Source organism: Bacillus timonensis, from assembly GCF_000285535.1.
GTDB classification, from domain to species: Bacteria; Bacillota; Bacilli; order Bacillales; family Bacillaceae_L; genus Ferdinandcohnia; species Ferdinandcohnia timonensis.
On the sequence record NZ_HE610986.1, the window covers coordinates 992,235 to 1,014,338 of the forward strand.

Here is a 22,104-nt window from a genome sequence, read left to right on the forward strand (position 1 = left end):
GGGGTCTCTACTCAAACTTACGCCAAGCGGTATACTCTCGCTTCATACGGGCGTAATTCAATTGTATCTGAAGCATCGTGGGCTTCAACTTGATAATTTGTCAGCATCAACGCATCATGCTTAAATTCTTGATTTGGTACATTGCAAGCCGCATTCGCACCAGACAAGTTCGTTACAACAATCACTTTTTCCTCACCAAGTGTTCGTGTATATACATAAAGTTGCGGATTTTCCTCTAGTAACAAATCATAAACACCATACGTGAATACCTTATGATTCTTTTTCAGAGCAATCATTTTTTTATAAAAATGGAGTACAGAATCCTCATCAGCCAATTGCTTCTCAACGTTGATTTCCACAAAGTTTGGATTTACTCCCATCCAAGGCTTGCCTGTTGTAAAACCAGCATTTTCTGCACTAGACCATTGCATTGGAGTACGGGAGTTATCACGACTTGTTGCCCAAATAGTCTCCATAATGGATTCGTGAGAGACTCCTTCACTGCGCTTTTCTCTATAAAGATTTTTCGTTGCAACGTCGTTATATTCATCAATTGTCTGGAACTCAACATTGGTCATCCCAAGCTCTTGACCTTGATAAATAAATGGAGTCCCTTGCATAAAGAAATACATCGTGCCAAGGGCTGTTGCACTTTCCTTCCAAAACTCTTTATCATTTCCCCACTTGGAAACAACGCGAGTCTGGTCATGATTTTCAATGAACAATGCATTCCAACCCATATTTTCTAAGCCCTTTTGCCATCTCGTAAGGACTTTTTTGAGTCCAATGACATCAAGTTCTTGTTTCGCTTCATCCCAAAGACCTAAATGTTCAAACTGGAATACCATATTAAACTTTCCATTTTCCTCGCTAACCCATTCATCGGCGTCATCTGCGCTGACACCATTTGCCTCGCCAACGGTCATTATATCGTATTTTGCAAACGTTTCTTCTTTTAATTCCCGTAAAAATTCTTGAATTCCTGGGCGATTCATATGACCATCAAAGGATGGAACATATTTTAAGCCATTTGGATTTGGCATATCAGGGAAGCCTGGAAGCTTTTTAATATGGCTGATGGCATCAACACGGAAACCGTCAATTCCTTTGTCTAACCACCAGTTGATCATTTGATACAATTCACTACGAACCTCTTTGTTTTCCCAATTCAAATCAGGCTGTTTTCTTGAGAATATATGCATATAGTATTGGCCCGTTTCCTCATCGAGTTCCCAAGCAGGACCACTAAAAATACTTTCCCAGTTATTTGGAGCTTTTCCGTCTTTTCCGTCACACCAAATATACCAATCACGCTTTGGATTATCTTTTGAAGAACGAGATTCGATAAACCAAGGATGCTCGTCACTTGTATGGTTGATAACCAAGTCAACTATCAGCTTCATTCCACGCTTATGTGTCTCCTCTAAAAGCGCATCAAAATCGGCCATCGTTCCAAAGTCAGCCATAATATCCTGATAATCACTGATATCATACCCATTATCATCATTTGGTGATTTGTAGACAGGGCAAATCCAAATGACATCAATCCCAAGGTCTCTTACATAGTCCAATTTCGAAATGATGCCTTGTAAATCACCAATTCCATCACCATTAGAATCCATAAAGCTTCTTGGATAAATCTGATAAGCGACGGCTTCCTTCCACCATACTTGTTTCATTTTTGTATCCTCTTTTCTTCTTTCGTTTCTACTCAAAAATTTACTATAAATAAGAAATTTTTCAACTAATATTCTAGTATACGCGCAAATCGTAGAGTGCTCCAGTAAAAGTAACTACCATTACCTACCATTCTTACTTAATCCGTACACACGACTTTCGTTCAATTAACTTAGCCGGTATCGTAATTCGTTTCGGTAGTACATTCGGATTTTTCACTTTTTCTAGTAAGCAGCTTGCACCTTCCATTCCAAGCTGAAATATATCAATATCCACTGAGGTGAGGGGAGGCTTTGAGTATTCGGCAAGGAGCACATTGTTGAAGCTAGCAATCGAAACATCCTCTGGGACTCGAATATTCATTTCTTCTAAATGACTCATTAGTTCAATCGCAATGAAGTCATCCGTACACACTAATGCAGAAGGAGGTTCAACCAATTTTATAAAAGACTCGATAGCTTCTTTTCCTACACTAAGCGTGCTTTTATGGATAATGTAGTCTTCATTAAAAGGAATGCCTGCTTCACGAAGCGCTTGTTTGTACCCCTCCATCCGGTCCAACATAAAGACAAAGTCACCGTCAAAACCGACAAACGCAATTTTGGTATGACCTAAATCAATTAAATGGTCTGTGACGACCTTTGTAATGTATATATTGTCATTGTCGACATGTGTGATGCGTTCTGCCCCAAGGGCGGGTCGACCGATTACGGTAAACGGAAAATCGATTTCTTGTAAATATTTAATCAGACGATCATCAGTCCGAGAATAGAGTAAAATCAAGCCATCGACACGTCGACCTTGAACCATCCCAACAACTTCCTGAAAGATTTCATCTTCAGTCCCAGCAGTTGATAGATAGATGCCGTACTTATGCTCCCGCGCTTGTACGCTGATCCCTCTAATCACTTCTGGGAAAAAGGGGTCTTGGAGCACATGGGATGCTGAGAAAGGTGTCACTATCCCAATTGTATTCGTACTTTTCACCGCTAAGCTACGAGCTGTAAAATTAGGGTGATACCCTAGTTTTTCCATCGCTTCTCGTACGCGTATTTTTGTTTCTTCACTAATTCGAGGGTTATTTGCAATGACCCTTGAGACAGTAGAAGGCGATACATTAGCCTCTTTAGCAACATCCTTAATCGTAATAGCCATACATACCCTCCAAAAACCGTGTTCTATTTAAAAGGGGCAAGACCCCTTGATTATCCATATTTATTTTACAGAGCCTTCTGCAATTCCCTTGATAATGTGTTTTTGCATGAAGAAGTACACAAGAATCACTGGAATAATTGCTAACGTTAAACCAGCAAGAGCCAAATGCCATTGTTTCGTATATTGACCAAAGAAGAAGAACATCTTCAGTGGAATCGTGTGCATTCCTTCTTGGTTAATAACAAGAGATGGTAATAGATAGTCATTCCAAATCCAAATAATATTTAAAATGGCTACTGTCACTGATATTGGCTTTAGCATTGGGAAAATAATGTGCCAAAAGATTTGCCATCTGTTTGCGCCATCAATTGTGGCTGCCTCATCTAATGATTTTGAAATTCCTTGTAAGGATCCATGATATAAGAAAATTGATAAACTACTACCAAAGCCAAGATACATAAAGATAATTCCAAATCGATTTAACAAGTCCATTTTACCAAATAATGATACCAAAGGAATCATAACTGATTGAAATGGAATTAACATAGCTGCGATAAAAAGGAAGAAAACCAGACCACTGACTTTTCCTTTGCGACGATTTAAAGCATATGCTGCCATTGAAGAAAATAGAATAATGACCGCCACTCCTAATACTGTAATTAGTACGGAATTAAAGAATGTACGGATAAAATCAAGCTCTTCAAATGCTTGAACATAGTTATCAAATGTAAAAACATCCGGTAACTTTAGAGTATCTGTAAAAATTTCACGTTTTGTTTTAAATGAGTTTACAATCATCAAATAGAAAGGGGAGAGCCAAATTAAGCCAAGTACAATGCCTAGTATTTCAAGCAAATATAATTTTCTTTTTTTACTTTTCATTACATCTCGACCTCCCGTTTCTTATTGATATAAACTTGTGTTAAAGAAATAGCCGCTACGATTAGGAAGAAAATAATCGCTTTTGCTTGTCCGTATGCATAATTGTTTTCTGAGAACGCTGTTTTAAAAATTTCCATTGCCACCATTTGTGTTGAATTATACGGGCCACCGCCTGTTAAACTTAGGTTTTGGTCATAAAGCTTAAATGTATTCGATAAAGTTAAAAACAAACTAACTGTAAAAGCTGGTGCGACAAGAGGGAAAGTGACATTTTTAAAACGCTGGAAGCTATTTGCTCCGTCAATTTCCGCAGCTTCAAGTAATTCCTGCGGAACACTTTCAAGGTAGGAAATGTAGATAATCATGATATATCCAGCCATTTGCCAGCTCATGAGAATGACCATTGCCCAGAAACCAGTTGTATCAGTTGATAACCAGCCTTTAAAAGCAGCAATTCCAGTTAAATCACCAATACTTGAAAATACTTTCATGAAAATAAATTGCCAGATGAAACCGAGGATAAGTCCTCCAATTAAGTTCGGCATAAAAAAGATGGTACGCAAAAGATTGTTTGTTTTAAGCTTTTGTGTAACAAGTAAAGCTAAAGAAAGTCCGAAAAAATTAATTAAGAAAATGGACACGACTGAGAATTTGACTGTAAACCAGAGGGAGTCCATGAATTCTTTATCATGAATTAACTTTTGATAATGTTCGAGGCCGACAAACTCGGTAATTTTGATTCCATTCCAGTCTGTAAAAGAGTAATAAGTTCCAAAAAGAAGTGGTACGATTACGACAACACCAAGTGCTAGTAACGTTGGGGCTAAAAATAACCAATACCATAGATTCCGGTTTCGCATAGTATAATTCCTCCAATTCTCGAAAGCCGCAAAACATCATATGAGTCAGAGCTAAGTTAAAAAGAAAACAAAGCAACGATTTGCTGCCTTGTTTTCGATTGTTAATAAGTGTTCAAAAAGGTGGATGAAAAGGACCAAGAGGTTTCAGGTGGCTGAGCTTTGAGCAACGGAACGTATGCCATTAATACGTGAGGAGCGGAAAAGCAAGCCAACAAAGAAATTCGATTTGTCATTTTCACCGTACTTTTTGAAAATCCTCTCAAAGGTTTTACCTATTATTTTCTTGAATCTTCCCAAGCCTTTTGAGATTCCTTCACAAGGTCATCCCAGCTCATTTCACCGCTGATGTATTTTTGAATGTTTACACCAAGCTGTTGCTCTCCCCAACCAGTTGGGTAGCCCATGAACACCCAAGGAATTGTTTTTCCTTCAGTTGCATATTCGTACACTGCTTTACCTAGTGGATCAGAAACTTTTGAAGCATCAAATCCTTCATAAGCAGGAATAAATTTAAAGTCTTCTAATACAACTGTTTTACCTTCTTCAGAAGTATATAACCAATCTAAGAAGTCTTTTGCAGCTTTTACTTCTGCATCATCTTTGTTGCTGTTTACAGCCCAGTACATTGGAATACCAACTGGGATTGAATCTTCTTTGTAGCCTTCAACCGGAATTGGTAGAATACCTACACCATTGGTTGCTAGTTCTTCATCAATACCTGCGATTGAACCATATACCCAGTTACCTTGTTGAATCATTGCTACACGACCAGTTGAGAATAACTCTTCAACTTGCATTGCATAATCTAAGCTAACAGTTGGTTGAACAGAATATTCATTTTGTAAATCTAGTACTTTCTTGAATGCGTCTCCATATTTAAAATCTACAGATTTAGAATCGAATGTTCCTAAAACATTTCCTTCAAACTCAGGAGATAAGAATGCGTTTGATAAGTGTAAGCCTGTCACCCATTTTTCTTTACCAGGTAGGGCAAATACACCTTCTAAACCTAACTCATCTTTCTTGCTGTCTAATGTTTTAACCGCTTCTTCTAAAGCAGCATAAGTTGTAATCTCTTCTGGATTAATTCCAGCTTTTTCAAATACAGCCGTATTGTAGATTAACCCGTATCCTTCTTGGTTAAAAGGAAGTCCTAATACTTTTCCATCTTTTGAAACACCTTCAAGAGTTCCTTCTAAAGCAGCACCAGCAGCAGCTGTGTCAGAAAGGTCCGCTAAACTATCAGTCCAGTCAGCAACATCTTGAGGTCCACCGATATTATAAATTGTTGGTTCTTCACCTGAAGCAAACTTTGAACGAAGGGCAGCACCGTAATCTTCTCCGCCACCAACAGTTGTAATATTGATTTTCACATCACCATGTGATTCCTCGTATTGCTTAGCAACTGCTTCAAATTGATCCTTAAATTCTACCTTGAATTGAAAGATATCTACCGTTGTTTTTGAACCGCTTTCATTTTCACTAGACTTTTCTCCATCTGAAGAACATCCTACAAGAGCAACACTTATAAGGAATAAGAGCGCCATTACTGCAGGAAAAAGTTTCTTTGCTTTCATGATAAAACCCCCATTTGTTCATTTTGATAGGAAGGAACCGTTGCACATGTTTAGGAAACCGATTGCATAAACTTGGATGTTTATGTCGAAAACAGGAAAAATATCGTCTTCTTTTTTAAACACTTTTCCTTTTCCAAAAAGTATATATTGTTGATATAATTGTGTTTTTTCATTGTTGCATTACATTGCGCACAGTTGCGCAAACGGTTGCATTCCTCTTACAAGATTTATCTTAGCATGGGCTAAAAAGAATTACAACAAAAAATTTAATCGTTTTCATTTTTCTTTTTCCTCCATTAATAACTTGTTAGGTAAAGCTAATCATTAGTAATACTTGCAATGGCGTTTATGATGTGATATATTACTTGTTGTGAATTAAATGACCAGATTTCTCAATTGGTCATATTACGTAAAATGGAGTGATTGAAGGTGGCAATTGATAGAAGACAACTCATCATTGAAGCTGCTACTAAATCTTTCTCTTTATTCGGGTACAAAGCGACTACAATGGATCAGGTTGCGAAACTTGCGAACGTTGGAAAAGGCACAATCTATACCTTCTTTAAAAACAAAGAGGAATTATTTGATGAAATCATCAGTACTCTCATTCGAGATATGAAGGTTGTAGCGGAAGAAGCAATGGATAAAAACAGCACTTTTTATGAAAATGCACATCGGGTGCTCTTTCAATTGCTCGAATTTCGTAAGTCCCATCAATTAACAATCAAGCTTTTTCAGGAAGAAAGAGATATCGGGACACAGGCTGTTGTCGAAGTTGTTCAACGCGTCGAACAGGCCATCATTAATTATATGAAGGGCATCATTCAAGAAGCTATCGACCGTGATGAGATAAAGCCTTGCAATCCTGAAATTACAGCTTTTGTCATGTTAAAGCTTTATGTTTCGTTAATTTTTGACTGGGAACGAAACCACGAACCATTAGAAAAAGAAGAAATCTCAGATTTATTTAAGCTTTATTTTTTCAATGGACTAGAAAAATAAACTTGCCTAGGGTCCTCGGTTTGAGTACCCATCTTATTTGGTTAAAAATGACCAAATGAATAAAATAGTCAATTATTAAATTAGGAGGTTTTATTATGAAGGGATCATCCTTTATAGCTGAATTAAAAAATATCCTTTCAAATCGAAAAGTCCTCATTCCAATCTTAGCGGTTGCTTTTGTACCAGTTCTTTATGCTGGAATGTTCCTTTGGGCATTTTGGGACCCATATGATCAAATGGGAAATTTACCAGTCGCTATTGTAAATGAGGATGCTGGAGCTGAATTTGAAGGGGATCAATTACAACTTGGAAAAGAACTCACCGATAAGCTCTCAGATAACGCTACTTTCGATTTTCATATTGTGTCAAAGGAAGATGGCTATTCTGGATTAAAAGACAGGGATTATTATTTATTAGTGGAGATTCCGAAAGACTTTTCAACAAATGCCACTACTTTATTAGATAGTCAACCGAAAAAATTAGAGCTAAAATATGTGCCAAATGAGAGCACAAACTTTTTATCCTCCCAAATTGGGGAAACAGCTATCGAAAAAATCAAAGCCGAAATCTCAAAAAATGTCACAGCTACCTATGCTGAGACCATGTTTGATAAGGTACAAGATTTAGCCGATGGGCTAACTCAGGCAAGTGACGGATCTGAGCAACTTGCAGAAGGTGTTGCGAAAGTAAATGACGGCTCAAAAACGTTAGAAGAAAATTTAGCGGTGTTGGCATCGAAATCCATTGAATTTACAGATGGTGTTAAACAAGCGTCATCAGGTTCAAGTTACCTTTCCGCAGGAACAGAGCAAGTACAAGCCGGACTAGGCGAAATAAACGAAAAACTTCCTTCATTAGTCGATGGTACGAATCAAGTTCAAGATGGCGTAGCTCTTATGAAGGAAGAACTTCCAAAACAAATTGCGCAAGGAGTTTCTGATCAACTTAATGAAAGTGTCGATAAAGTTGATGAGGGTATTGACGAACTTGAAACAAAACTTGGTAGTGAACTCTCTACTCAACTTACAAATGGAGTCGCAGCTACCCTTTCTGAAAAATTAGCAGATCAAATGATAGCAAGTCAAACACAACAAATGGGGCAACTAAAAGCAGCCTTAGTTAACAATCAAATCATGAATGAAGCAGACGCTACTGATTTTATTGCTCAAATGGCTCAAGGACAGCCAACAAAGGAGCAGCTACAACAACAGCTGCAACAACAATTGACTCAACAACTAGAACCTGGTATTTCAACAGGTGTTGCTAATGGGCTGAACCAAGGATTTACACAATTTAAAACAGGGCTTCATCAACAGTTTGGCTCTGCAACAGCTGGCTTAGAGGATCAATTAAAAACACAAACAAGTCCTTCCTTCAACCGATTATTAACTGGGCTTGAACAGGTGAACGAAGGTCAAATCAGCTTACAAAATGGCATTGGCCAATTATATAATGGGTCTGTTGCACTTACTGATGGTGCTCACGATTTAAATGCCGGAATGAATCAATTAACCAATGGAGCTGGTCAATTACAAGATGGAGCCGGTCAACTTGCTGATGGCTCAAAAGAATTAGAAGCCGGTACAGGTCAACTTGCCGAAGGTTCGAATGAACTTGCCGGAAAACTTGCTGAAGGTGCAGAACAAGCCAATTCTGTGGAAGCAACTGATGAAACCTACGATATGATGGGCGAACCGGTTACAGTAGAGAAACAAGAAATCAACAAAGTACCTAACTATGGAACAGGCTTTGCTCCATATTTTATCTCATTAGGTTTATTTGTAGGTGCATTGCTTATGACAATTGTATTTAAATTGAAAGAACCTGTTGTCCAACCAAAAAATGCTTTCCGTTGGTTCTTTAGCAAATTTGGTGTTCTAGCAGTAGTCGGTATCATTCAAGCAGCACTAGTAGACATTATTTTATTAGAAGGTTTAAAAATTGAAGTCGCAAGTATCCCATTATTCTTTGTAACATCATTAATCACAAGCTTTGTATTTTTAGCATTAATTCAAATGCTTGTAACAATGATGGGTGACCCTGGTCGTTTCATTGCAATCGTGATTTTAATTTTGCAATTAACAACAAGTGCTGGCACATTCCCACTTGAGTTAATTCCAAATGCATTACAGCCAATCAACGCATTATTGCCAATGACATATTCTGTTCAGGCATTTAAAGCAGTCATTTCAAGCGGAGACTACTCTTACATGTGGCATAACAACTTGATACTCATAAGCTATATGGTCGCCTTCATGGCAATTACAATCGGATATTTTGCAATTAAAATGAAGAAGCAAAAAGAGTTTGTTGAAGCGAATTAAGTCGTATGAAAAAGGCTAGGGATTTAGGTCCCTAGCTTTTTGGTATTAATTAATGTTGTCCAGCATCCATTTCCCGTTCACCATCACTTGTTCCACAAGTATCAAAAAATCCCTAGAACCAATCACTCTAAGGACATCATTCGATAAATAAGTAATTAGCATCTTACATATTTCCGTTTAAACCCAATTTTCCCTCGCTCTATTTCCTTTTGGATACTTTCATAAGGATTTAGGAGACTGCTTTTTTTCTTCTCTCGTTTAACTTCTACGATACCTACTTCTTGTGCCGTTTCGACTGCCTTTTCATGTAGAGGCAAATAAGAAAAGCCGACAGTGTATATAAAATTATTCATAGAAGCTTTCGCTCGTTCTGGCGAATCATGAATCGTATTTTTCACAAGATCAAGCATGTTGGATATCTTGCTTTCGGAAAACTCATGATCCTTACGATTCCCTAAAAGCCAACAGTAACAACTCCACCCCGCTGACATTCTCAGTTCACCGCCACTGGCAATCCATTTATCTGCCACTTCTTGTGCAATATTTGACTCTGATAGAGTTACAGCCACTACATAGTCAGAAAGCATATAAAAATATGCTGCATCCATCCAACGATCGTAATCTGCCTCAGTCATGCCTTTTGGATCTGCAATAATTCCCGCAAAGTACATAGCATCATAGTTACCTGTGGCATAAAGTTCTTCAGCTAATGGTTGATTTATTTTTATTTTCTTTGCAATTGGTTTCATGGCACCTGTAGCAACTCCAAAAAGGGGCTCATGCGCACCATTGGACATGTATATTTTTTTCGTACGTTCCTTTCCAAGAGCTTCTAACTCCTGTATCACTGTTTCGAAATCCATCGTCTTGTTCATCCTTTCTTTAAACATCAATATAATGATAACCAGCTCGTTACGTCTTAGCATTTTTTCAGTATTGGATTTCTACAGGTTTTTTACCTGATGGTGACTACTCCTTCTTTATCGCAAGTATTTGGATTCGTCGATAATCCGCTTCCCATATCCCATTTTTAAATAACTGGGATTGGGTCTTCGTTTTTATTTTCGCATAAATATCAACCTTTTCTTCATCAGAGAATTCAGGAAAGAAATCGTCTCCAAAGGTATCTAAAAATCGATATAATCCGTTATCCCCATCAGGTAGTTTGGTCGGTCGATTATAATGGTTTGCATATGTAACTTCAAATCCATGCTTTTCCAATAATGTACTATATTCACCGATACTAGGGAAATACCAAGGGTTTCTTGACTCTACATCTATTCCATAATCCTCGTGTAGCACCTCTGAAATTCCACGAATGACGGTTTGGATATTCCCTTTTCCACCAAATTCCGCTACCAAGCGTCCACCCGGATGTAGTGCACACTGTATGGATTCAACAACTTTCACAGCATCTTTCATCCAGTGAAGGGCAGCATTCGAAAAAACGGCATCGTATGTTTCCGTCGTTCTAAAGGTTTCCCCATTGCCAACTGTGAATGTAATCGAAGGATATTTCTCACGTGCTTTTGTAATCATTTCAGAAGATGCATCCATCCCCGTCACGAAAGCACCCAGTTGGGCGATTTCATAAGAAAGGTCTCCTGTTCCACAGCCCCAATCTAGGATTCTTTCTCCATTGCGTGGGTTGAGTAGATCAATGACACCTTTTCCATAATTCGAAACAAAATTAAACTTTTCATCGTACATATTGGGATTCCAAACATTTACTGAACTCATTTTCTACACCCCTTTATTTTGAAAAATCATAATGTATATAGATTTGCGGACACGGATGGAACGAATGTTGTAGGTTTTTTTGTTAATACTAAGTTTGGTAATTCATTTTGAGGAGGTTCAGTATGCCACAAAAACAACCTAAAAAGAACAATATGAATGCCGGAGTTTCCGGAACCAATCCCCAAAAAGTAAAACAAGAAATCCAACGAGATGTTAGCCAAGGACAAGGCGCCATGACGTCCCGAGAGGCAGGAGCAATGCGCGATTAGAAACCACTTTTAAGTGGTTTCAGCCTGTTGACAAACGCTCGCATACTGCGTTGCTTGCCTGACATGCGTTTTCAAGACAGTCTGGGACTTGAGTTGAAATTTAGATATTCCTAAAAATTCGTGTAGATAAAGTCAGCACTGACTTTGTCTACACACTGAAACCACTATTAAGTGTTTTTTATTTATCCGGCATAAACCGTTTCGGATTTAGTTCCTCGCTTTCAATAACAATCGCCATTAAACCTGTTTCGGTTTTCGTTTCGTGCCATTCATCTTTATCCCAAAAAACGGCGTCACCAGACTCCACTTTTATGTACCCTTCTTTGTCACTACGAACATGACCTTCACCACCTACAACTAAAAATAGCTGTGGCACTGTAGCCTGGTGGTAGCCTACGATTCCATTTTTGCCGAGGTGCATGCAACCAATATTGGCTGGTTTACTCGTTTGAAGGATACGAGACATTATGAAATCAGAGTCAAAATGTGATATTTGTTTACCACTACTTTTATCAAATTTATAAAATTCCATGCTATGACCTCCTATACCCGTTAGTATTCAGTACAACATATTGAATCCCCTTCTTTTTCATAAAAAAGGAAGATGAATTTCTAATCTAGTCCACGCTCCACAATTTCCTGCGTTTTTATTTGGTTTATTCCTATTATGGTAAGAATAATGAAGGAATTTTTAGAAGTTGTAGGCAGTTTGGATGATTCCCTTTCACAAATACTAGAAAAAGATTATACTTAACTAACTATTGTTCAAAAAGGAGGGATTTCCTATGACCGAGAACAATCAATCTGAAGCGCCAAAAAAGATTAGCCTACAGGAAGCGATGAAGCAGCAGCTTGCAAACAAAAAGGCACAGTCTTCCGCTACTAAAGGAAAAACGAATGCCGACCTTTCAACAAAAAAATTGAAGAGTCAGCAAACAAAAAAGCCAAGTAATACCCGTAGAAAAATGGGCGTCTAATCAATAGTCCACATTAAAAAAGGAGTATGAATCTATGATTCATACTCCCTTTTTTATCCTGCGTTTTTTACATGTTTCACACTCAATTTTTCGAGCATATCCTTCGTCATTGTTTCTAGATTGTACTCAGATTTAAAGCCCCATTCTTCCTTTGCAGCTGTGGCATCGATTGAATTTGGCCAGCTTTCCGCAATTGCTTGGCGGACAGGATCAACTTCATATTTCACCTTAAACTCTGGAATATGCTTTTTGATTTCTGCCGCAATTTCCTCTGGTGAAAAACTCATTGCGGTTACATTGAAAGCATTCCGATGCTTTAGTTTGCATTCCTCAGCTTCCATCAAATCGATAATGGCTTGTAAAGCATCTGGCATATACATCATATCCATATATGTTCCTTCTGCAATATAAGACGTATAGCTTTTATTTTTTAGAGCTTCATAATAAATTTCCACAGCATAATCAGTCGTACCGCCACCAGGTGGGGTCACATATGAAATAAGTCCTGGGAAACGTAATCCCCTCGTATCAATACCGAACTTATGGTTGTAATAATCACAGAGCAACTCACCAGAAACCTTATTTACACCATACATAGTAGTGGGGCGTTGAATCGTATCTTGCGGTGTATTGTCCTTCGGTGTAGATGGACCAAATGCCCCTATTGAGCTTGGTGTGAAAAATTGACAGCGTAGTTCGCGAGCTACTTCTAATGCATTCACGAGCCCACCCATATTTAAATTCCAAGCTAAAAGTGGCTTAGCCTCCGCGGTTGCAGAAAGCAATGCTGCTAAATGTATAATCGTATCGGCATCATATTTTCTTGTAATGTCATACATTGCCTTTCCGTCAGTTACATCTAAAATCTCAAACGGACCTGATTGTACAACCTGACAATCGGTTTTTCGAATGTCTGTGGCAACAACATTATCAGCGCCATAAACCTTGCGAAGCTTTGTGACAAGCTCTGAACCGATTTGGCCAAGTGCTCCGGTTACAACTATTTTCTCCATTACTCATTCCCCCAAGTTGGTTAACTTAGATAATGTTCATTTCCTTACCTACTTTTTCATAAATCGCAACAGCCTTGTCAAGCATTTCCTTCGTATGTGCCGCAGTTGGCATATTACGCACTCTTCCTGTTCCTTGAGGTACAGTTGGGAATACGATTGATTTTGCATAGACGCCTTCTTCAATTAGTCTCTTACTAAATTCTTGAGTCTTTACTTCTTCACCAACAATGACAGGTGTAATTGGAGTTTCACTATGACCGATATCGAAACCACGTTCCTTTAACTGTTGCTTGAAATAGTTAGCATTATCCCAAAGCTTGTCGTGAAGTTCTGTACTACTCATTAGGATTTCAATTGCTTTTGTAGCAGCAGTCGCATCTGCTGGTGTCACAGCTGTTGAAAATAAGAATGGTCTGCTACGAACCTTCAACCAGTCAATCAATGCCTTCTTACCCGCAACATACCCACCAACAACACCAATTGCTTTTGAGAGAGTTCCAATTTGGAAATCGACCTTGTCAGAAAGTCCAAAATGCTTAACCGTACCAGCACCTTTTCCTAATACACCTGAACCGTGGGCATCGTCTACATATGTAATGAGATCGAATTCCTCTGCAATTTTTACGATTTCAGGTAGTTTCGCAATGTCACCGTCCATGGAGAAAACACCGTCAGTAATTACCATGACTTTGTTATATAACCCAGATTCTGTTGCCTCTTTCGCTTTTGCACGCAAATCATCCATATCCGAGTGATTAAAACGAATGATTTTCGCCTTTGAAAGACGGCATCCATCAATAATCGAAGCATGATTGAGCTCATCAGAAAGGATCGCATCATTTTTATCCATTACTGCAGAAATGGCTGCCATATTACAGTTAAATCCAGATTGATAGGAAATTGCTGCTTCTGTATGCTTAAACTCCGCAAGCTTTTCCTCAAGCTTTAAATGAAGGTCAAGTGTCCCGTTGATTGTACGAACCGCACCTGCTCCAACTCCATACTTATCAATAGCTTTTTTTGCAACCTGTTTTAAACGTTCATCAGTAGCTAACCCTAAGTAGTTGTTAGAAGATAGATTAATCAACTCTTCCCCATTGATTTTAATGATAGGTCCGTTTGCACCTTGAAGAGGGTCGATTACGTTATAGAGACCTTTGTTTTTTAAATCCTCCAGATTTTCATGCAAAAATGAGTCCAACACCTTCGACATTAGAATCCTCCTTTGTATGTTTACAAAACACATGTGTATTTCCCAGAAATACAATTTGGTTTTCATAAATCCTTTTATATCAACATTTATACTATATACTTTACCACATTATTCTTCAAATGTTTATACCCCGTGGACATTTTTCTTACTATTATTATATTATTTGTTAGTTTTTATTTTGTGATTCAAAGCATGAGTTTTTTCGGTATGATTTTGGCCGTTTAAGGAATATCGTATATGTTTAAGAGGATTCCTCAAAAAAGCCGACAAAAAATGAGACCATTCCTGGTCTCATTTTATTGGTTCATGCAAGATACTAATCATTTCTCTTGTTTCATCAAGGTGTCTTACAGTTTGGTCGTACGCTTGAGAGGCCACACTCATGAAAAGAATGTCAATTACGTGGAGTTGTGCAATTCTCGATGAAGTTGCCCCGCTTCGGAATGTCGGCTCTCTAGTAGCAGAGGTATACAAACGAATATCGGCCTGCTCTGTTACAATCGATGAACCATATTTGGTTAAGCTAATTGTACGGGCTCCCTTTTTATTGGCAAGCTCTAGGATCTTCGCAACCTCAAACGTTTCTCCTGAAAATGAAATCCCGACAACCACATCATTTTCGTTTGCGTTTGCAACAAGGGTTGCTGCCATATGTAAATCTGGAAAAGCCGTCGCTTTTTTATTAATTCGTAAAAACTTTTGCTGCGCATCCTGGGCAATAATACTTGATGCACCTACACCAAAAAAGTGGATTGTGCCAGCATTTTTCAAGACTTCTACTGCTCTCTCAAGCTCTTCATTGTTTAACAGTTCAGCTGTTTCCCGTAAAGTTTGTACACTATTATTTGTCATTTTTTCAATAATGGACAAAGTGGTTTCATTTGGCTCAATATCACGGAAGCCTGTTACCTTCTTCTTTTGCAAATCTCCTGCAATGCGAAGCTTCAAATCTTGAAACCCTTTTAAATCAAGAGATTTACACAGTCGAATAACAGCAGCACTACTTGTTGTGCTTCTTTTTCCAAGCTCACTAGCAGTTAGTGTAATCGTCTCCTGCGGGTTTTCTAATATATATAAAGCAATTTTCTTTTCAGACGGTGGGAGGTTTTCGTGCATTTCTTGAAGCATCACGAGTCCCCCGGTCATAAAGGACATTGTCATCAACTCTCTTTATTCAATCTACTATATATTATAACGTTTTTTTCATCACATGGAACTTTCGGGTTATCTCAAATCCGGTTTTCTTATATAGATGGCCCGCTGAGCTTTTCTCTCCTGTCCAGAGAAACCAGGCACCATGCATTCCCTCTGCACGCATATTTTTCAAGCATTCATGTAATAAAATCTTACCAAGCCCCTTACCTTGTTGATCTGGGTCAACTCCGAATGGTCCAAAGCGATCTGGGATTCCTTCATAACCACCATAGATGCAAAAACCTACTAATTTCTCACCGTCTCTTGCGATTAAAATGCGTTGAAGTGGCAATCCTTGAAGGACTCCTTCCCGAATCGCACGTCCCCAATCAGGATTAAACACATTGTTTGCAAATTGAATGACCTCAAATAAATCTTTATCTTCGGCAGTCAAAAATGTGTACCCTTCCTGTTCTCGCTTCTCTTTAAGTTGAAGCACATCTGATGGTACGGTAAACCCTACTAAGTTTCGGTCCATCGCGACTGGTGAATATTGTTTTTCAAAATCTTGCTTCATCAAGAAGGAATAACCTTCTGGATAGGCTTCTTCATCGATTCCAGGTAAGATATAATTTGGAGCATACGAGGCAAAGTATACATTCTTCCGACCTTCAGTTGCAAGGAATTCCAAGCCATCTGTCATCAACTTTTCACCGACACCTGACCGCCAAAATTCTGGATGAATGAAAAAGAAAGGAATCCATCCAGTTTCCGGCTCTAATTCGGTTCCTGCCATTGGCAAGAGTCTTCGTATTGCATATACACAACCAATGATTTCTTCACCCTCAACTGCGACTCGTAATCCCTTTGGGTCAAAGTTCGCGTCTAACAGAACAAGATTGCGGAACCTGAGCTGTGTGATAGGATCCTTCAACAAGCATTTATTCCAGAGCGCTACAAGTCCTTTTTCATCACCTGATTGATAATAGCGAAATGAAACCACCTGGTCCATCTCCTTCCTTATTTGTATAAAAGATAAGGTTCTCTTTGCTTTTTAAAGGCATCTATTTGTGCCTCACATGATTCTAGGAAACTCTCAGACTTCCCTGCTACTACTAAATCCTTCAAACCCTTTGTCCCCGTTAAAAGATCAAACATATAGGTTTTCTTTTCACCAAATTGAAGGAGTTCAAAATCAGTAGGATACATCTCAGCGATTGTTTCTAGTAAAATTAATCCTGTTTTCAACGAATGGATTTTCCTGCGATTGGTAATGTGAAGCTGAACACCTTCACATACAGCACCCTTATGCTTTTGGTAGGTTGGCACGAAGGAAATCGGTCGAGCCAACACTCCAGGTAGCTTTTTCTCATTAAAGCGCTTAGCCAATTGGTAGCCTTCAATATAGGGGCTTCCCACATATTCAAAAGGTCGGGTCGTGCCTCTTCCCTCCGATAAATTTGTCCCTTCAACTAAGCAGGTTCCGGGATATAACGTACACATATCCATTCCAGTCGTATTCGGTGAAGGTGGAATCCAAAAAAGACCCGTTTCATCATAAAACATCTCCCGCCGCCAGCCCTCCATTGGAATCACTGTTAACTCACAATCGATTCCAAATTCATGCTTATACATGAGCGCAATTTCGCCGACGGTCATGCCGTGGCGATTTGGAATTGGATAGAGACCAACGAAGGAGCGAACATCCTCTTCGACAAGATTTCCTTCCATCACGTTTCCAGTAATGGGGTTTGGTCGATCAAGAACAACGAATTCTTTTCCGTACTCGGCACATGCCTCCATCACATACGCCATCGTGTAGATAAATGTATAATATCTTGCCCCAATATCCTGAAGATCGAAAAAAATCATATCTACGTTCTCAAGCATTTCTTTCGTAGGTTTTTTCGTTGCTCCGTAAAGACTATAGACCGGTAAATTTGTATAGGGGTCCACAAAGGTTTCAACCTTTTCCCCTTCCTTTGCACTTCCTCGAATTCCGTGCTCTGGACCATATAAAGCCGTAAGATGAATCTTTGGATGCTCATAAAACAAATCAATTGTTGGTGTTAAATCGCGGTCAACCCCCGTCATATTGGTAACCAATCCGACTCTTTTACCCTTACATATATCTACAGAGTTCTTTAAAAAACGATCCAACCCAATCTCCATGGCCTCTTTCCCTCCTCTTTAAAAAAGAGAGATTTCTCTCTCTTCGACCTTTATATAGTCGGGGTTACCCCCTCGAAAGGTTACATGTACAGCGTATTGAACGTAACCCTCTTCTTTAGCTATATGAAAGGGAAATGGAACCATAGTCTGATTTGTAATCCTCTTCATAAAACTCGTGAAAGGGAAAACTATTCAATATTTCATTCGTAATCCTCTTCATAAGCTCCGTGAAGGGGAAATCAAATCAAAATCTCATCCCTTTTCCTCTTCATTAGCCCCGCGAAGAGGAATTGCATCCAAAACCTCATTCCTTTTCCTCTTCATTAGCCTCGTGAAGAGGAATTGCATCCAAAACCTCATTCTTTTTCCTCTTCATAAGCTCCGTGAAGGGGAAACATAACCAAAATCTCACTCCTTTTCCTCTTCATAAGCTCCGTGAAGGGGAAACATAACCAAAATCTCATTCCTTTTCCTCTTCATTAGCCTCGTGAAGAGGAAACGTAATCAAAATCTCATTCCTTTTCCTCTTCATTAGCCCCGTGAAGAGGAATTGCATTCAAAATCTCATTCTTTTTCCTCTTCATTAGCCGCTTGGAAGGGAAAACATTCAAAATCTCAATCAAATCCCCTTAAGGCGGGAACTTCAACATCATCGCGCCCTCATCACGTTTCCAAAAAAGGCTGAATGCAAATACTCCTTCGGTGCTATTCCTTCACTCCACCAAGTGTCAGTCCTTTTACGAAATGGCGTTGGAACATCATGAATACAATGATCATCGGGATTGATGCAATGGCCGCTCCACTCATTAGAAGCTTGAAGCTTGCTAGGTTTGCGTCTTGTAGTGTTTTTAATCCAACTGGCAATGTATATAGATTTGCATCATTTAAAACGATAATTGGCCACAGGAAGGAATTCCAGACGTTCATAAATGTAAAGATTCCTAGCGCTGCTAGACCTGGTTTAGCAAGTGGTAGGATGATTTTCCAATACGTTTTCCACTCACTTGCACCATCGATTTTTGCGGCATCTATCAATTCATCTGGGATTGAATGCATAAATTGCCTCATCAAAAATACCCCAAAAACCATGGCTAAGTCTGGAAAAATGAGAGCCCAGTGAGTATCCATAATTCCAAAGTTTCGAACCATAATAAACAGCGGTACTAAAGTTACTTGGCCCGGTATCATCATCGTCGCAATAATCGACCAGAAAATGAGATTCCGTCCCGGGAACCGCTTTTTCGCGAGGACATACCCGGCCATCGAGTCGAAGAGGAGAATCCCAATGGTTACGACAACGGCTATATAAAAACTATTAAAAAACCAAACTCCAACATTATTTTTACTAAACAATGTCGTAAATCCTGAGAAGGTGTCCTCTATGATATAATCCATCACTTCACGGTGATAAGCTGCAGCCTCGGTGTCACCAGCCTTATCCGCATCACGGGCTTTCCCCCAATGCTCAAAGTACTCCGTAATCCCCATCGGGTACATTTTCGGTGGGTTTGAATCGACATAGGACACTTGACGATTTAGTTCTTCATCCTGGTAGCTGCTAAGTTGTAAGGACGTACTAAAAACCCAGTACAACGGCAAAAGGGAAACAATTGCAAAAATGGACAGTAGCACATATATGATAAGCTTGTTTACTTTTTGAATACCTGGTGTCATAACGCTTCCCCCCTAGTCATCGTACCGAAGCAATCGGAACTGGATAATTGAAAACAAAAGAATAATAAAGAACAATACAACAGATTGAGCTGCAGCAAAGCCAAACTCAAAATCTCTAAAGCCCGTCTTATAGATTAAGTGAACAAGAGTTTCTGTTGCCGTACCTGGTCCTCCACCTGTCATCATAATGATTTGGGTAAACACTTGAAATGAACCGATGGTACTAAGTAAAACTAAATATAAGGTAGAAGGTTTTAATAATGGCAATGTAATGTGAAACCATTTTTGAAAACTATTTGCGCCATCAATTGTAGCCGCTTCGTATAACGTATTTGAAATGGAACCCATCGAAGCAAGGTAGAGAATGATCCCGACTCCAAATGGAATTAAACATTGCATGATGATTAAAGCCCAAAGTGCCGAAGATGACTGCCCCAACCAGTTAAGTGGTTCCATTCCAAACCACCCTAACACATAGTTAAATAACCCAAAATCATAGTTATACATCCAGCGCCAGACCATCGCCACAATTACCATTGATGTAACGGTTGGTAAATAAAAGGCTCCCCGGAAGAAGCTTTGAGATAGTTTTCCAAGAGGATGGATGAGAGAAGCAATAATAAGTGCACTTATTACGTTAAAAGGTACCGTTACAACTGTGAAAAGGAATGTATTCCCGAGCGCGTCGTAAAAGGCATCACTTTTAAACACCTTGATGTAGTTGTCTAGACCTGCCCATTCACTCCCAAAAATTTTGTATTCCTGGAAGGAGATGATAAACGCCCACACCACCGGGATCGCAATAAATGCAATAAACAGGATAAGTTTTGGAAGCAAAAATAAGTATGCGGAATAGTTCTTTTTCATTTGTTGCCATATCGTCGATTTTTTTGTGAGTACTACTGCATCTGCAGTTTGATGAACGGGTTTCAATGCTATTCCCCCAATCTTTCATTTGGCAGCAGGTAACCCACTAAGAGCTACCTGCCTTATGCCATTCCTACTCGCCTAACAATTCATTTACCTTTTTCTCAGCAGCTTTCATTGCTTCTTCTGCTGTTTTCTCGCCATTGAATACTAATTGAAGCTCTGTTTGAATGGCTTCATCAATTTTCTTCCATTCAGGGTGACGTGGAAGCATTACAACTTGTGAAGACATTTCTTGTGCACGCTTCATTTGTGGATTGTCTTTATATGGATCCATGTCTGCAGCGCTCTTACGTGCTGGGAAAATACCATATTCAGTTGCCATTGTGAATTGCTCATCTGTTGTAGAGATAAACTTAATAAATTCGCCAACCATTTCTTTTTTGCCGTCATCTTCTTGGTGGAACATTGTCCAACCACCTACACCACCAATTGTGACTGGCTCACCTGACTTCCCTGTTGGGTAGTTCGCAACTGCAAAGTTTGTTGGATATTTTGTTTGTGCAGAGCTAATTGCCCATGTTGCCCACGGTTGCATTGCTACTGTTCGCTGCTCTTCGTTTGCCCAAGCTTGGAATGTACCACCAACATCCTGACCACCTAATGTTTCAGGAGCTACATTATGCTTTAATTTTAAGTCAGCAAGCTGTTGAATCGCTTCTACTGCTTCTGGTTCTGTAAATGTGAATTTTGACATATCCTCATTCAACGGACTTCCACCATTGATATAGAAGAATGGCCAAGCTTCATAATAGCCTGGAAGAATATAAGTTGAGAAACCATACACGTCTGTTTTACCATCGTTATCACGGTCAAATGTTAGCTTTTCTGCTGCTGCGAAGAATTCATCCCACGTCCATTCACCATTTGCCGGTGGCTCAACCCCACGCTCTTCAAATAGATCTAAGTTTAATAGCATTGCATGTACGGTTAAAGAGTTTGGAACTCCGTATAATTTTCCATCAAATGTATATGCATCAAGAGCATTTTCATAAAAGTCCTTAAGCTCATCCTCTGTAAATAAATCGTCAACTTGCTCAATTACACCTTGTTCAATATGGTCAATACTTACTGCACTACCACTTATGTCAACAGGTGCTACATCAGGCCATGATTGACCAGCAATCGAAACCCCTAATTTGTCTGGAAGCTCTGCCCATGGAACTTGAACTAATTCAACTTTTACCCCTTCATGTGCTGCTTCGAATTCTTTAATTTTACTTTCCATCCAGTGGAATTTATTATCTTTATCATCTGGCCAACGCGGTCCATCCCACACTGTGATTGTTCCTGTCCAATCTTTTCCACTGTCTCCGCCGCCATCTTTTGTTGTGTTCTCCTTTTTGCTACAAGCCGCTAACAATCCAATTACTAAAATACTTATAAGAAAAAGACTAAGCCATTTTTTCATTTCCCTTTTCCCCCTTACGTATCTTTCATCATTGTTTTTTTAAGTACCAACACAAACACTCCCCTACTTGTTCTTGCCCTCGCCTCCTTTCAATTAT

At 39.1% G+C, this 22,104-nt stretch carries 20 protein-coding genes; 4 read left to right on the forward strand and 16 right to left on the reverse strand.

The features are described from left to right. Positions 1–17: 17 nt before the first annotated feature. The 5 genes from BTHG_RS13540 to BTHG_RS13560 all read right to left on the reverse strand — a co-directional run bounded on the left by BTHG_RS13540 (position 18) and on the right by BTHG_RS13560 (position 6,151). Positions 18–1,679, reverse strand: a complete 1,662-nt coding sequence (locus tag BTHG_RS13540) for a glycoside hydrolase family 13 protein (protein ID WP_010677269.1) — start codon at positions 1,677–1,679, stop codon at positions 18–20. Between the two features lie 133 nt (positions 1,680–1,812). Then, positions 1,813–2,832, reverse strand: coding sequence for a LacI family DNA-binding transcriptional regulator (locus tag BTHG_RS13545; RefSeq protein WP_010677270.1), 1,020 nt, complete (start codon positions 2,830–2,832; stop codon positions 1,813–1,815). A 60-nt stretch (positions 2,833–2,892) separates the two neighbouring features. Continuing rightward, positions 2,893–3,714, reverse strand: a complete 822-nt coding sequence (locus tag BTHG_RS13550) for a carbohydrate ABC transporter permease (RefSeq protein WP_010677271.1) — start codon at positions 3,712–3,714, stop codon at positions 2,893–2,895. Then, on the reverse strand, positions 3,714–4,574 hold the full coding sequence (locus tag BTHG_RS13555; RefSeq protein ID WP_010677272.1) for a carbohydrate ABC transporter permease: 861 nt from the start codon (positions 4,572–4,574) through the stop codon (positions 3,714–3,716). Before BTHG_RS13555 ends, BTHG_RS13550 begins: the two co-directional genes overlap by 1 nt. Positions 4,575–4,849: 275 nt before the next feature. Next, positions 4,850–6,151 carry an ABC transporter substrate-binding protein gene (locus tag BTHG_RS13560; RefSeq protein ID WP_010677273.1) on the reverse strand — a complete coding sequence of 434 codons (1,302 nt, stop codon included), beginning with the start codon at positions 6,149–6,151 and terminating at the stop codon, positions 4,850–4,852. Between the two features lie 429 nt (positions 6,152–6,580). Between BTHG_RS13560 and BTHG_RS13565 the strand changes: the two genes are divergently transcribed. Continuing rightward, on the forward strand, positions 6,581–7,153 hold the full coding sequence (locus BTHG_RS13565) for a TetR/AcrR family transcriptional regulator (RefSeq protein ID WP_010677274.1): 573 nt from the start codon (positions 6,581–6,583) through the stop codon (positions 7,151–7,153). A 95-nt stretch (positions 7,154–7,248) separates the two neighbouring features. Then, positions 7,249–9,477, forward strand: a complete 2,229-nt coding sequence (locus BTHG_RS13570) for a YhgE/Pip domain-containing protein (RefSeq protein WP_010677275.1) — start codon at positions 7,249–7,251, stop codon at positions 9,475–9,477. Positions 9,478–9,632: 155 nt separating this feature from the next. On the opposite strand, the gene BTHG_RS13575 is transcribed toward BTHG_RS13570, so the two are convergent. Together BTHG_RS13575 and BTHG_RS13580 are read right to left on the reverse strand one after the other, a co-directional pair. After that, positions 9,633–10,340, reverse strand: a complete 708-nt coding sequence (locus BTHG_RS13575) for a DNA alkylation repair protein (RefSeq protein WP_010677276.1) — start codon at positions 10,338–10,340, stop codon at positions 9,633–9,635. Between the two features lie 106 nt (positions 10,341–10,446). Further along, positions 10,447–11,217 carry a class I SAM-dependent methyltransferase gene (locus tag BTHG_RS13580; RefSeq protein ID WP_010677277.1) on the reverse strand — a complete coding sequence of 257 codons (771 nt, stop codon included), beginning with the start codon at positions 11,215–11,217 and terminating at the stop codon, positions 10,447–10,449. Positions 11,218–11,339: 122 nt separating this feature from the next. Between BTHG_RS13580 and BTHG_RS27095 the strand changes: the two genes are divergently transcribed. Continuing rightward, positions 11,340–11,486 carry a hypothetical protein gene (locus BTHG_RS27095; protein WP_010677278.1) on the forward strand — a complete coding sequence of 49 codons (147 nt, stop codon included), beginning with the start codon at positions 11,340–11,342 and terminating at the stop codon, positions 11,484–11,486. Positions 11,487–11,664: 178 nt separating this feature from the next. On the opposite strand, the gene BTHG_RS13590 is transcribed toward BTHG_RS27095, so the two are convergent. Beyond that, positions 11,665–12,018: a cupin domain-containing protein gene (locus BTHG_RS13590; RefSeq protein ID WP_010677279.1), complete on the reverse strand. Its 354-nt coding sequence runs from the start codon at positions 12,016–12,018 to the stop codon at positions 11,665–11,667. Positions 12,019–12,271: 253 nt separating this feature from the next. On the opposite strand from BTHG_RS13590, the gene BTHG_RS13595 reads away from it, so the two are divergent. Next, positions 12,272–12,463 (forward strand): hypothetical protein, encoded by a 192-nt coding sequence (locus BTHG_RS13595; RefSeq protein ID WP_010677280.1) that lies wholly within the window; start codon positions 12,272–12,274, stop codon positions 12,461–12,463. Positions 12,464–12,516: 53 nt separating this feature from the next. Here the strand turns inward: BTHG_RS13595 and BTHG_RS13600 are convergent, their stop codons facing one another. The 8 genes from BTHG_RS13600 to BTHG_RS13655 all read right to left on the reverse strand — a co-directional run bounded on the left by BTHG_RS13600 (position 12,517) and on the right by BTHG_RS13655 (position 22,007). Further along, positions 12,517–13,476 carry an L-threonine 3-dehydrogenase gene (locus BTHG_RS13600; RefSeq protein WP_010677281.1) on the reverse strand — a complete coding sequence of 320 codons (960 nt, stop codon included), beginning with the start codon at positions 13,474–13,476 and terminating at the stop codon, positions 12,517–12,519. 25 nt (positions 13,477–13,501) lie between these two features. Next, positions 13,502–14,689 (reverse strand): glycine C-acetyltransferase, encoded by a 1,188-nt coding sequence (locus tag BTHG_RS13605; protein WP_010677282.1) that lies wholly within the window; start codon positions 14,687–14,689, stop codon positions 13,502–13,504. A 291-nt stretch (positions 14,690–14,980) separates the two neighbouring features. Further along, complete coding sequence (locus tag BTHG_RS13610; RefSeq protein ID WP_010677283.1) at positions 14,981–15,817, reverse strand: MurR/RpiR family transcriptional regulator; 837 nt, start codon at positions 15,815–15,817, stop codon at positions 14,981–14,983. A gap of 61 nt (positions 15,818–15,878) precedes the next feature. After that, on the reverse strand, positions 15,879–16,826 hold the full coding sequence (locus BTHG_RS13615) for a GNAT family N-acetyltransferase (RefSeq protein ID WP_010677284.1): 948 nt from the start codon (positions 16,824–16,826) through the stop codon (positions 15,879–15,881). Between the two features lie 17 nt (positions 16,827–16,843). Continuing rightward, positions 16,844–17,995, reverse strand: coding sequence for an exo-beta-N-acetylmuramidase NamZ family protein (locus BTHG_RS13620; RefSeq protein WP_010677285.1), 1,152 nt, complete (start codon positions 17,993–17,995; stop codon positions 16,844–16,846). Between the two features lie 705 nt (positions 17,996–18,700). After that, the gene (locus tag BTHG_RS13645; RefSeq protein WP_010677286.1) at positions 18,701–19,669 is read right to left on the reverse strand and encodes a carbohydrate ABC transporter permease; all 969 of its coding nucleotides are present in this window, start codon (positions 19,667–19,669) and stop codon (positions 18,701–18,703) included. A 12-nt stretch (positions 19,670–19,681) separates the two neighbouring features. Next, positions 19,682–20,602, reverse strand: coding sequence for a carbohydrate ABC transporter permease (locus tag BTHG_RS13650; protein ID WP_010677287.1), 921 nt, complete (start codon positions 20,600–20,602; stop codon positions 19,682–19,684). A 67-nt stretch (positions 20,603–20,669) separates the two neighbouring features. Next, positions 20,670–22,007, reverse strand: a complete 1,338-nt coding sequence (locus BTHG_RS13655; RefSeq protein ID WP_010677288.1) for an ABC transporter substrate-binding protein — start codon at positions 22,005–22,007, stop codon at positions 20,670–20,672. Positions 22,008–22,104: the final 97 nt, after the last annotated feature.

Coding starts and splice junctions, on each gene's coding strand:
- BTHG_RS13540 (WP_010677269.1), bottom strand. CDS start 1,679: ATGAAACAAGTATGGTGGAAGGAAGCCGTCGCTTATCAGATTTATCCA.
- BTHG_RS13545 (WP_010677270.1), bottom strand. CDS start 2,832: ATGGCTATTACGATTAAGGATGTTGCTAAAGAGGCTAATGTATCGCCT.
- BTHG_RS13550 (WP_010677271.1), bottom strand. CDS start 3,714: ATGAAAAGTAAAAAAAGAAAATTATATTTGCTTGAAATACTAGGCATT.
- BTHG_RS13555 (WP_010677272.1), bottom strand. CDS start 4,574: ATGCGAAACCGGAATCTATGGTATTGGTTATTTTTAGCCCCAACGTTA.
- BTHG_RS13560 (WP_010677273.1), bottom strand. CDS start 6,151: ATGAAAGCAAAGAAACTTTTTCCTGCAGTAATGGCGCTCTTATTCCTT.
- BTHG_RS13570 (WP_010677275.1), top strand. CDS start 7,249: ATGAAGGGATCATCCTTTATAGCTGAATTAAAAAATATCCTTTCAAAT.
- BTHG_RS13575 (WP_010677276.1), bottom strand. CDS start 10,340: ATGGATTTCGAAACAGTGATACAGGAGTTAGAAGCTCTTGGAAAGGAA.
- BTHG_RS13580 (WP_010677277.1), bottom strand. CDS start 11,217: ATGAGTTCAGTAAATGTTTGGAATCCCAATATGTACGATGAAAAGTTT.
- BTHG_RS27095 (WP_010677278.1), top strand. CDS start 11,340: ATGCCACAAAAACAACCTAAAAAGAACAATATGAATGCCGGAGTTTCC.
- BTHG_RS13590 (WP_010677279.1), bottom strand. CDS start 12,018: ATGGAATTTTATAAATTTGATAAAAGTAGTGGTAAACAAATATCACAT.
- BTHG_RS13595 (WP_010677280.1), top strand. CDS start 12,272: ATGACCGAGAACAATCAATCTGAAGCGCCAAAAAAGATTAGCCTACAG.
- BTHG_RS13600 (WP_010677281.1), bottom strand. CDS start 13,476: ATGGAGAAAATAGTTGTAACCGGAGCACTTGGCCAAATCGGTTCAGAG.
- BTHG_RS13605 (WP_010677282.1), bottom strand. CDS start 14,689: ATGTCGAAGGTGTTGGACTCATTTTTGCATGAAAATCTGGAGGATTTA.
- BTHG_RS13610 (WP_010677283.1), bottom strand. CDS start 15,817: ATGCTTCAAGAAATGCACGAAAACCTCCCACCGTCTGAAAAGAAAATT.
- BTHG_RS13620 (WP_010677285.1), bottom strand. CDS start 17,995: ATGGAGATTGGGTTGGATCGTTTTTTAAAGAACTCTGTAGATATATGT.
- BTHG_RS13645 (WP_010677286.1), bottom strand. CDS start 19,669: ATGACACCAGGTATTCAAAAAGTAAACAAGCTTATCATATATGTGCTA.
- BTHG_RS13655 (WP_010677288.1), bottom strand. CDS start 22,007: ATGAAAAAATGGCTTAGTCTTTTTCTTATAAGTATTTTAGTAATTGGA.